The sequence below is a fragment of the Actinomadura rupiterrae genome, from assembly GCF_024172125.1.
Taxonomy (GTDB): Bacteria; Actinomycetota; Actinomycetes; order Streptosporangiales; family Streptosporangiaceae; genus Spirillospora; species Spirillospora rupiterrae.
Window position 1 is genome coordinate 8,496 of record NZ_JAMZEA010000011.1, and the last position, 10,668, is coordinate 19,163.

Genomic DNA, 10,668 nt, shown 5'->3' on the forward strand with positions numbered 1-10,668 from the left:
CCTATGGCCAGCGTCCGCAGGACGGTTCCGCCGTTGTGGCTGGGGTCGTTGAAGTCGAACATGGGGCATGCCCAGGCCGCTGCGGGTATTGCCGGTGTGATCAAGATGGTGCAGGCCATGCACCACGACACCCTGCCCGCGACCCTGCACGCCAGCGAGCCCAGCTCCCACGTCGACTGGGATGCAGGCCACGTTCAATTGCTGACGGAAGCCCAACCCTGGCCGGCCGACCATACCCGCCGCGCCGCGATCTCCGCCTTTGGGATCAGCGGCACGAACGCCCACGTCATCCTCGAAGACCCGCCTCCTCTGAGCAGTCCGGCGCCCTCGGATGACTCTGCGAAGCCCGACGTGGGGTTGCCAGTGGTGCCGTGGGTGTTGTCGGCCAAATCTGCGCGGGCCTTGTCGGGTCAGGCGCGCAAACTTCTGGAGCACCCCGCGGTCAAGAGTCTCGACGCTTCCGGCAGTTCGCGATCGCAGATCGCCGATGTCGGTTGGTCGTTGGTGTCGGGTCGTTCGGTGTTCGATCACCGTGCGGTGGTGTTGGCCGGGGCTGCCGAGGGCTTGGTCGAGGGTCTGCAGAGCCTGGTTTCCGGTGCGGAGCATCCGGGTGTGGTGACGGGGTCGGGTGCTGGGCCGCTGGGTGGTCGGGTTCTGGTCTTCGGGGGTCAGGGTTCGCAGTGGTTGGGCATGGGCCGGGAGTTGCTGGAGTCCTCCCCGGTGTTCGCGGCCTCGATCAGCGAGTGTGAAGAGGCGTTCGGTGATCTGGTCGATTGGTTCTTGACCGAGACGTTGCGTGGCAGCGGTCCGCGCGCAGGTGACGTGAACCGGGTGGATGTGGTTCAGCCGGTGCTGTTTGCGGTGATGGTGTCGCTGGCCCGGCTGTGGAAGTGGATGGGTGTCGAGCCCGATGCGGTCGTGGGGCATTCCCAGGGGGAGATCGCGGCTGCGTGTGTAGCGGGCGCGCTGAGCCTGCAAGACGCCGCGCGGGTCGTAGTGCTGCGGTCCCAAGTCCTCGCTGGGGTCGCTGGCCAAGGTGGAATGGCGGCGGTGTCGGCCTCGGTCGACCAGGTCACTGACTGGCTGACCCGGTGGGATGGCCGGTTGGAGGTCGCGGCGGTGAATGGGCCGTCGTCGGTGGTGGTGTCCGGTGACGCCGACCCGGTCGCAGAATTCGTCGACTGGTGTGAGGGTGAGGGGGTTCGGGCGCGTCGGTTGGCGGTGGACTACGCCAGTCATTGCTCCCAGATGGAGCCGCTGCGCGAGCCGATCCTTCAGGCGTTGCAGGGGATACGCCCCCGATCGGTATCGACGGCGTTCTATTCGACCGTGACCGGTGGCCGGATCGACACCGCTGAGCTGGATGGGTCCTACTGGTTTGAGAACCTGCGGCAGCGGGTGCGGTTTGAGGACGCGTCCCGGGCGTTGCTGGCTGATGGGTTCCGGGTCTTCGTCGAGGCGACCCCGCACCCCTCCTTGATGTCGTCGGTTCACGACACTGCCGAGTCGTTTGACGATGGGCCGGTGGTGGCGGTGGGGTCGCTGCGCCGCGACCGTGGCGGCCTGGATCAGTTCCTCACCTCGGTCGCGCAGGCCTTCGTCGCCGGCGTCGAGGTGGACTGGAAGCAGATCTTTGAAGGCACCTGTGCCGCCTGGACCGATCTCCCGACCTACGCCTTCGATCACCGGCATTACTGGCTGAACGGCCGCAGCGGCCATGACGTGAGTGGCGTGGGGCAGTCGGCGGTAGAGCACCCGCTCCTAGGGGCGGCGGTCGAGCTCCCTGACGGCGGTGGCGTCGTCCTCACTGGACGCCTGTCGATCGGGGAGAACGCGTGGCTGGCCGACCATGCCGTCCTGGGACAGGTGCTGTTCCCCGGAACCGGGTTCGTTGAGGCTGCGATCCGCGCCGGGGACCAGGTCGGTGCGGGTCATCTGAGCGAGCTGACTCTGCACAATCCGCTGCTGCTCACCAAGGAGCACGCCACCCGGCTGCACGTCATGCTCACGCCGCTCTCGGACGGCTCTCAGGGCTCAGATCCCACACCGGGCGACTGGCGGGTCGTCATCTACTCGCGTCCGGACGGCCAGGAGGACCAGCCCTGGAGTCTGCATGCCGAAGGCGTCCTGTCCAGCGGCCTTGGCAGAGGCGAGGCAGGGGCCGAGATCGAGGTCGGCGGCTGGGGCGCAGGTGGCGCTTGGCCTCCACCGAGTGCAGAGGCGGTGGACATCACCGATGTGTACGACCGGCTGGCGGAACGGGGCTATGAGTACGGTCCGGCGTTCCAAGGGCTGAAGGGAGTGTGGCGGCGCGGGTCCGAAGTGTTCGTCGAAACGGTGCTGCCCGAGACGGTGCGAGCCGAGGCGCCTCGCTTCGGGATGCATCCGGCGCTTCTGGACTCGGTACTACACGCGGGCCTGGTGACGGACGTGCTCGGAGTGGCGGCCGGCGGCCGGGTGGCGTTGCCGTTCTGCTGGAACCAGGTGGCGCTGCATGCGTCCGGCGCGGCAACCGTCCGGGCCCGGCTGGCGCCCGAAGGTCCAGACGGCCTGAGCGTCACGGTCGTCGATCCGTCCGGACAGCCGGTTCTGACCGCCGAATCACTGCTGACAAGGCAGGTCGATCCCGCCCGGTTGAAGCAGGCGACCTCAAGAACCGACTCGCTGTACCGGCTCACATGGTCCGACATCGACAGTCTGCCGACATCGGCTGCCAGTACGGACGACGGCGAGAGCCGAGAGGACGTCCTGGTCGTCCCAGTGGATCAGGACGGTCCCTCCATCGAACTGCCCGACCAGGTTCCTTCGACCGTTGTGCTCTGCTGCCGCACAGCCGCAGGTTCCGACGATCCGCAGGATGTCCCAGGTCATCTCGATGGCCTGGTGTCCGGCGTCCTGAGCGCGGTCCAGCGGTGGCTGGCGCGCAGCGACGAGGATGCCCGGCTGATCGTGGTGACGTCGGGTGCGGTGGGTCGGGAGCAGGACGAAGTTCGTGACCTGGCAGGCGCAGCGGTATGGGGCCTGGTGCGTTCGGCACAGAGCGAGAACCCGGGCCGGATCAGCCTTGTGGACGTGCCCGACTGGGACACCCCGATTCCCGCCGTCCTGGCGGCCGCATCCCTTGATGAACCCCAGTGCGCGCTCCGCGATGGGCATGTCTGGGCGCCGCGTCTTCGTCGCCTCACTGGCCCGGCCCACGAGGCAAAGGGTGGTGCATCGGTCTCGACCGGCTCTCTGATCATCACGGGTGGCACGGGTGGTCTGGGTGTGCTGGTGGCCCGGCATGCGGTCGAGCGCTGGGGCGTTCGTGATGTGGTGCTGGTCAGCCGTCGCGGCCCCGAGGCCGAAGGCATCGAGGATGTGCTGGCCGAGTTGAGGAACCTCGGAGCACAGGCATGCGCGGTGACTTGTGATGTGAGTGACCGCGCGGCTGTGCACGACCTGATCGCTGGCATCCGTGCCAGCGGTGGCCGGGTTGCGGGCATCGTCCACGCGGCCGGTGTGCTGGATGACGGTGTGGTGACCGGCCTGACGCCCGAACGCGTGCGCCGCGTCCTGGAGGCCAAAGCGCAGGCCGCGTGGAACTTGCACATGGAGACCTTGGAGGACGAGCCCGGCCTGTTCGTCATGTTCTCCTCGATCGCCGGCGTCCTCGGCTCGGCAGGCCAAGCCAGCTACGCGGCAGCCAACACCTTCCTGGACGCGCTCGCCTGGCACCGCCGCACGCAAGGACTCCCTGCGGCATCGCTGGCGTGGGGGTTGTGGGCGTCCGCCAGCGGCATGACCTCACACCTGGACACCACCGACCAAGCCCGACTGCAACGCGGCGGTCTCCTCCCACTCACCACCGACCAAAGCCTGGAGCTCCTGGACGCAGCCCTCGCCAGCGACCATCCGGCACCCGTTCCGGCCCGATTCGATGCCGCTTCAATGCAGTCCGCAGTAACGCTGCCGCCGATGTTGGCTGGGCTGGCGCCCACACGACGCGCGGTGGCCTCCCAGGCAGAGGGAGCAGGCGGGGATTCGTTGCGGGCTCGGCTGGCGGGCCTGGATGCCGATCGCCGCATGCCGGTGGTGCTGGATCTGGTGCGGAGCCATGCAGCGGCGGTGTTGGGCCACGCGGGTGGGGCGGAGATCGATCCAGGTCAAGCATTTCAGGATCTGGGCTTTGACTCCCTAGGTGCGGTGGAGTTCCGTAATCGGTTGTCGGCTGCGGCAGGTGTGCGGTTGCCGTCGACGATGACTTTCGACTACCCGACTCCTGAACTGCTCGCGCGCTTCCTGCTGTCCGAAGTGGTGGACGATGCTCCGGTGGCGTCCGCGACCTCGGTCGTGGCCGGACGGGCGGCCATGGACGATGAGCCGGTGGCGATCGTGGGGATGAGTTGCCGTTTCCCAGGCGGCGTGGTGTCGCCGGAAGGCTTGTGGGATCTGGTCGCTGAAGGCCGCGACGTGATCTCGGAGTTCCCTGATGATCGCGGCTGGGACGTGGCGGGGATCTTCGATCCCGAGCCTGGCGTGCCGGGCAAGTCCTACACCCGGTGGGGCGGATTCGTAGAGGGCGCTACGGAGTTCGACGCGGGCTTCTTCGGCATCAGTCCGCGTGAGGCCATGGGCATGGATCCGCAGCAGCGTTTGCTGCTGGAGGCGGTGTGGGAGGCATTCGAGCGCGCTGGGATTGACCCGGCCGGGCTCCGCGGCAGCTCCACCGGAGTCTTCGCGGGCATGATCTCCCAGGGGTACATGGGCGGTGCCGAACTCGAAGGCTTCCGGCTCACAGGAACGACGGCGAGCGTTGCATCGGGCCGGGTTTCCTACGTGCTGGGCCTGGAGGGCCCAGCCGTGACGGTCGACACAGCGTGCTCCTCGTCGCTGGTGGCGTTGCACCTCGCGTGCCAGTCGGTCCGTTCGGGTGAATCCGAACTTGCCGTCGCCGGTGGTGTGACGGTGATGGCCTCGTCAGAGATGTTCGTGGAGTTTTCGCGGCAGCGTGGCCTGGCGCCAGATGGTCGCTGCAAGTCCTTCGGCGAGAATGCCGATGGGACCGCCTGGGCCGAGGGTGTCGGTGTCGTCGTGGTCGAACGCCTCTCCGAGGCGCGTCGCCTTGGCCATCGCGTGCTGGCGGTGGTGCGTGGCTCGGCAGTTAACCAGGACGGTGCGAGCAACGGATTGACCGCGCCGAATGGCCCGTCGCAGCAGCGAGTGATCCGGCAAGCCCTGGCCAGCGCGGGTCTGGGTGTTGAGGACGTCGATGTCGTGGAAGCCCACGGCACCGGAACCACCCTCGGCGATCCGATCGAGGCGCAGGCGCTGCTGGCGACCTACGGCCAGCGTCCGCAGGACGGTCCACCCCTGTGGTTGGGCTCGTTGAAGTCGAACATGGGTCATGCCCAGGCCGCTGCAGGGGTCGCAGGGGTGATCAAGATGGTGCAGGCCCTGCACCACGACACCCTGCCCGCAACCCTGCACGCCGACGAACCCAGTTCCCACGTCGATTGGGACGCCGGCCACGTCCAATTGCTGACCGACGCTCAGCCCTGGCCAGCCGACCATGTTCGTCGTGCGGCGGTTTCGTCGTTCGGGATCAGTGGCACCAACGCCCACGTCATCATCGAGGAGCCGCCCGGTTCTGCGGCCGTTGCCCAGGAAGAAACCCCAGGCGCCAAGCCGCCGGTTATCCCGTGGGTCCTCTCGGCCAAATCGTCCCGTGCACTGTCGGGTCAGGCGCGCAAGCTTCTGGATTATGCGGCCGGTCGGGGTCTGGACGTTGCTGACGATGTTGCCGCCCTTGCCGATGTGGGTTGGTCGTTGGTGTCGGGCCGTTCAGTGTTCGATCACCGTGCGGTGGTGCTGGGTGAGGACGGCCAGGAGCTGCTGGCGGGTTTGCGGTCTGTGGCTGAGAAGCCCGCTGACGAACTCGCCGGTCCTGCGGTGTCAGGCGTTGTGCGCGCTGGCGGGACGGTGGCGGTTTTCCCAGGTCAGGGTTCGCAGTGGCTCGGCATGGGACGTGGCCTGTATGAGGCCTACGAGGTGTTCGCTGAGGCGTTCGACCAGGTCATAGCCGAGTTGGAGTCCTGCCTGGGCGATGCCGTCGCGGTTCCGCTGCAGGAGGTGCTGTGGGGCGAGGATGCGGACCTGCTGAATCAGACGTTGTTCACGCAGGCGGGCCTGTTCGCGGTTGAAGTGGCGCTGTTCCGCTTGGTCGAGGCATGGGGCCTCCGTCCGGACTTTGTGTTGGGGCACTCGGTCGGCGAGATCGCGGCGGCGCACGTGGCCGGGGTGTTGTCGCTTGCGGATGCGGCGCGGTTGGTCGCGGCGCGTGGCCGGTTGATGCAGGCCCTTCCGGCCGGTGGCGCGATGGCGGCGGTGCAGACCGACGAGGAGCACCTCCAGGAGTTCCTGACCTCGCAGGGACTGACAGACGTTGGGATCGCGGCGGTCAACGCCCCCGGCTCGATCGTCGTATCAGGCGCAGCCAACCAGGTTGAGCAAGTGGTGGAGTGGTGCAAGGGACAGGGCCGTAAGGCGACACGGTTGCAGGTGTCGCATGCCTTTCATTCACCCCTGATGGATCCGATGCTGGCCCAGTTCAGGGAGGTCGCCGAGTCCGTCACACCGCGTCCGGCCGAGATCGCGTTGGTGTCCAACCTGACCGGGACCGTCGCTGATGAGGAGTACGGCACTCCCGACTATTGGGTGCGGCATGTTCGCCAACCGGTCCGGTTCGCCGACAGCATCGCATTCCTGCACACGCAAGGCGCGTCCCGGTTCCTGGAACTCGGCCCTGGCACGGCCCTGACCAGCCTCATCACCCAAAATCCGCCCGCGCTGTCCGCCTCGGGCAGTCCGCAGCCGGATCCGCTCGTGGTCCCCACGCTTCGCAAGGGCCAGGACGAGCCCCGGACCCTGCTGACCGGTCTGGCGCAGGCGTTCGTCGCCGGCGTCGATTTGGACTGGAAGCAGGTGTTCGACGGCACCGGCGCCACCTGGACCGACCTGCCCACCTACGCCTTCGACCACCGCCGCTACTGGGCGCACAACCCGAACGACCTTGACGTCAGCGGTGCAGGCCTCTCGGCGGTCGCCCATCCCCTGCTCGCCGCCGCCGTCGAGCTCCCTGGCGACGGCGACGGCGGTGGCGTCGTCCTGACCGGACGGCTTTCGATGGGCATCGACACCTGGCTCGCCGACCACGCCGTCCAGGACCAGGTCATCTTTCCCGGCACCGGGTTCGTCGAGGCCGCGATCCGCGCCGGGGACCAGGTCGGCGCGAGCCACTTGCGCGAGCTGATCCTGCACACCCCGCTTTCGCTCACCCGGGATCACGCCACCCGCCTGCACGTCAGGGTCACACCCCTGCCGGACGAGGCCGGGGACTCCGGCGAATGGCGGGTGGAGATCCATTCCAGGCCCGACACCGACGAGGAGCAGGGCTGGGTCCTGCACGCAGAAGGCACGCTCGCCGCCACCGCAACCACACCCGACACCGCAACCGCAACCGCAGCGACCGCCGCGCTCGCGCGCGAGGCCGGTGAGGGGGCCTGGCCGCCGCCGGACGCGGAGCGGCTCGACACCGCGGACCTGTACGAGCGGCTCGCAGAACGTGGATACGAGTACGGACCGGCCTTCCAGGGCTTGACGGCCGTCTGGCGGCGCGGCGAAGAGCTGTTCGTAGAGGCGGCCCTGCCCGAGCCCGCGCACGGCGACGCGTCCCGGTTCGGACTGCATCCGGCGCTGCTCGACGCGGTGCTGCACGGCGCCCTCGTGGCCGACGTGCTCCAAGCTTCAGGCTCCGGTCGAGTAGCGCTCCCGTATTGCTGGAACGACGTGACCCTGCACGCAACCGGTGCCGGAGTCGTCCGGGCCCGGCTGGCTCCCGAGGGCGAGGACGCTCTCAGCGTCTCGGTGGTCGATCCCGCCGGTCAGCCGGTGCTGACCGCCGGTTCGCTGCTGACCCGCCAGGTCGATCCGGCCCGTCTGCGCCGGGTACCGTCCGCTACCGGCTGGCTTCACCACCTCACCTGGAGCCCTGCGGAGACTGCCGGCGAGGGTGCGAACGCCCGACCCGAGGACGTCACCGTCCTGACGTTGGCGGAGGCCGGCGGAGACCACCCCGCCGGGACGACACTCCTGTACTGCGACGGCGCCGCGCAGGGCGACCCGGATGCCGCGCAGAGCGACGTGCCGGACGTTGTCGACGGCCTGGTGTGCCGGGTCCTCGACGCGCTTCAGTGGTGGCTGGCCGCGGCAGAGGATCAGGACCACCTGGTGATCCTCACCCGCAACGCGGTGCCCTCAGAAGACGGGGCGGCGGGCGACCTCGCCGCCGCAGCCGTGTGGGGACTGGTGCGCTCCGCGCAGGCCGAGAACCCGGGCCGGATCACCCTGATCGACCTCGACGACCAGGACACTCCGACACAGGTCGTCCTCAAAGCTGTCGCGCTCGGCGAGCCCCAGTGCGTCGTCCGCGTCGGCCAGGTTCGGGTGCCTCGGCTCCGCTCCCTGGCGAGCGCAGTCCCGGCGTCCACCGGGCAGCGTCAGCGTCCCCCGGCCCCGGACGGAGCGTTGCTGATCAGCGGCGGCACCGGAGGGCTCGGCGCGCTGGTGGCGCGGCACGCGGTGCGGGAGTGGGGCGTCCGGGAGCTGGTGCTGGTCAGCCGCCGGGGCCCGGAGGCGGACGGCGCGGACGACCTCGTCGCCGAGTTGGCCGGGGCGGGCGCGCGGGTGCGGCTGGCGGCCTGCGACGTCGGCGACCGGGACGCGCTGCGCGCCCTGGTCGGCGCGGTCCACGCGGACGGCGGCCGCATCGGCGGAGTCGTCCACGCCGCCGGGGTGCTGGGCGACGGCGTGCTCACCGGCCTCAGCGCGGACCGGGTCCGGTCCGTCCTGGCCGCGAAGGCGAGGGCCGCCTGGAACCTGCACTTGGAGACCGCCCCGGACGAGCCGGACCTGTTCGTCATGTTCTCCTCGATCGCCGGAGTCGTGGGCTCGCCGGGCCAGGCCGCCTATGCCGCCGCCAACGCCTTCCTCGACGCGCTCGCCCACCACCGCCGCGCCCAGGGCATGCCCGCAGCGTCCCTGGCGTGGGGGCTGTGGGCCGCGCCCAGCGGCATGACCGCAGGGCTGAACGGCGCCGACCAGGCCAGGATGCGGCGCGGCGGCCTGGTGCCACTGGCCGAGGCGGAGGGCCTGGCGCTGCTGGACGCGTCCCTGGCCACCGGCCACCCGAACCCTGTGCCCGCCCGCCTGGACGTCGAGGCCATCGCCGTTGCAGGAGCGCCCGTCCCGCCGATGCTGGCGCCGCTCCTGCCCGTCCGCCGAACGGCCGTCGTCGCGGCCGTCGTCGCGGCCACCGCCACGGCCGCCGCCACGGCCGCCGAGCCCGGAGTCACCCGGCGGGATCTGCGGCACCGGCTGGTCGGCCTGGCACCAGACGCCCGCCGGAAGGTGCTGCTGGACCTCGTCCTCGGGCACGCGGCGGCGGTCCTCGGCCATGCCGACCCCGGCGAGATCGACCCGGGACGGCCGTTCCTCGAACTCGGCTTCGACTCCCTCGGGACGGTCACCTTCCGCAACGCGTTGAACCAGGCCACCGGCCTCGGCCTGACCTCGATGTCCGTGCTCGACCACAACACCCCGGCCGACCTCGCCGCGCACATCGACGCCGAGCTCGACCGCGGCGGCCAGGAGGCCGGCCGGACCGGCGACAAGGCCGCCGACCATCTCGGCGATCTCTTCCACGGCGCTGTGAGCGCCGGCGAGGTGCACCGGGCGTGGGGGCTGCTGTCCCTGGCGGCGACGCTGCGCCCGACGTTCGAGGACCCCGCCGACGCGCCGCCGCCGGTGCGGCTGGCGGAGGGCGACGCGCCCGTGCAGCTCGTCTGCATCGCGGCGCCGACGGCGATGAGCGGCCCCGGCCTCTACGCCCGGATGGCCCGGAGCCTGAGCGACCGGCGGCAGGTGGCGGCCGTGCCGCTGGCGGGTTTCCGACCGGGGGAGCGGCTGCCCGCCTCGGCCGAGCATGCCGTGGGGAGCCTCGCGGACGGCGTGCTGCGGGCCGTGGACGAGCGGCCGTTCGTCCTGATCGGCCACTCCTCGGGCGGCGTCCTCGCGCGCGCCGTGGCCCGGCGCCTTGAGACCTCGGGGGCGCGCCGCCCGGCGGGGCTGATCATGCTCGACAGCTTCCGGGCGGAGCCGGACGACTGGGGCGTGCCATTGGACCAGCTGATCACCGGCATCCTGGAGTTCGAGGACCTGCTGGGACGCTTCGACGGCGAGCGGCTGACCGCGATGGTCTCCTGGTGCTCGCTGCTCCCGGAGATCGCCCGCGAATCCCCGGCCGCTCCGACGCTCTTCGTGCGCTGCGCCGACCCTTACTTCTTCACACCCGCCGCCGAGTCGGCCGGCGGGGAGCCGGAGCCCTGCTTCGCCGAGCCCTGGGAACCCGCCCAGGAACTCAGGCATATCGACGCCGACCACTTCGGAATGATGGCGGAGAAGGCCGATCGCACCGCCGGGCTGGTCCATGCCTGGATCGAGGAGCTCACCGCCGCCTGGGAACTCAGGAACGCCGACGACCGCGGGCACCGCTGACCTGCCGAGGAGCGACATGACCAGCGAAGTGAGCACGGACCGCCGCGAAGCGAGCACAGACCCCGGGGTGACCAC

Annotated in this window: 1 protein-coding gene; it reads left to right on the plus strand. The window is 70.0% G+C overall.

The features are described from left to right. The first annotated feature begins 3 nt into the window (after positions 1-3). Positions 4-10,593, plus strand: coding sequence for a type I polyketide synthase (locus FHU30_RS33885; RefSeq protein ID WP_301324070.1), 10,590 nt, complete (start codon positions 4-6; stop codon positions 10,591-10,593). Positions 10,594-10,668 lie beyond the last annotated feature (75 nt).

Bases quoted from the DNA above. Each gene is read 5' to 3' on its own strand.
- FHU30_RS33885 (WP_301324070.1), top strand. From the start codon at position 4: ATGGCCAGCGTCCGCAGGACGGTTCCGCCGTTGTGGCTGGGGTCGTTG.